At 56.5% G+C, this 869-nt stretch carries 1 protein-coding gene; it reads right to left on the reverse strand.

Annotated features, from left to right (window positions below; all coding sequences use genetic code 11):
- Positions 1-476, reverse strand: a 476-nt coding sequence (locus tag ACOI1H_RS25870; protein WP_422441213.1) for an aminotransferase class III-fold pyridoxal phosphate-dependent enzyme, incomplete at its 3' end; no start/stop codon positions are given.
- Positions 477-869 lie beyond the last annotated feature (393 nt).

The raw sequence follows: 869 nt of genomic DNA on the forward strand, positions 1-869 counted from the left end.
AACCCCTCGTGGGCATAGGATGCGCCGGTGAGCGAGGCGGCAGCGATGGTATTTCCGTGGTATGCCCTGTCGTGAGCCAGGAACTTCCGCTTCAACGGCTTTCCGGCCGCGTTCCAGTAATACCAGCACAGGCGGGCAGCACAGTCAGCTGACTCGGAGCCGGAATTGGCAAACCAGACGTGCGACATGGCGACTGGGGCGATGTCGAGCAACTTGTCCGCCAACTCGATTGCAGCAGGATGTGCCTTGTGGTTGGTCAGGTGATAGTAGGCCAGCTTCCGCATCTGTTTCTCACAGGCAGCGATCAGACGCTCCTGGCCGTAGCCCAGTGATATGCACCAAAGCCCTGACATGCCTTCGAGGTAGACCGTTCCATCGCCGGCGGTGACCCAAATGCCTTGACCGCTCTCGATGATCTTGGGGCCTATCGTAAGGTGTTTGGCAAGATTGGTGAGTCCATGGACGAGTGATCTCATCGCGTGCCTCAAGTGAGTTGGGAAGTTGGGGCAAGTTGTTGTTCACTTCAGACCTTTTGATGTTGTGCGGGCAGTCTTACTGTCTGGGTTGCATCATCATTGCTGCATGGTGCGGCGACTGTCTACTTGGCGCGTCGGCCATAGAGACCGTTTCGAAGCGTTCAGAATGACGCCGGCGCGTTCCTGCCGTTGAAGCGATGACAGTTTTAATGCTGGACTTTGCCAACATTCAGGAATGACCCCCAGACCGAGACAGGTATCATTACCGCCAATCGAAAGATCCAAACTGCGGACGACCGCCTCCTTGCCCCTGCGTCCATGCCTCACCATATTCCTTGAGCCGTATTTTAATGATCCGACTGGACTTCGCGCCCTTCTGGAGCGGTAGTGCCA

It is taken from the genome of Loktanella sp. DJP18 (assembly GCF_049310965.1).
Lineage (GTDB): Bacteria > Pseudomonadota > Alphaproteobacteria > Rhodobacterales > Rhodobacteraceae > Loktanella.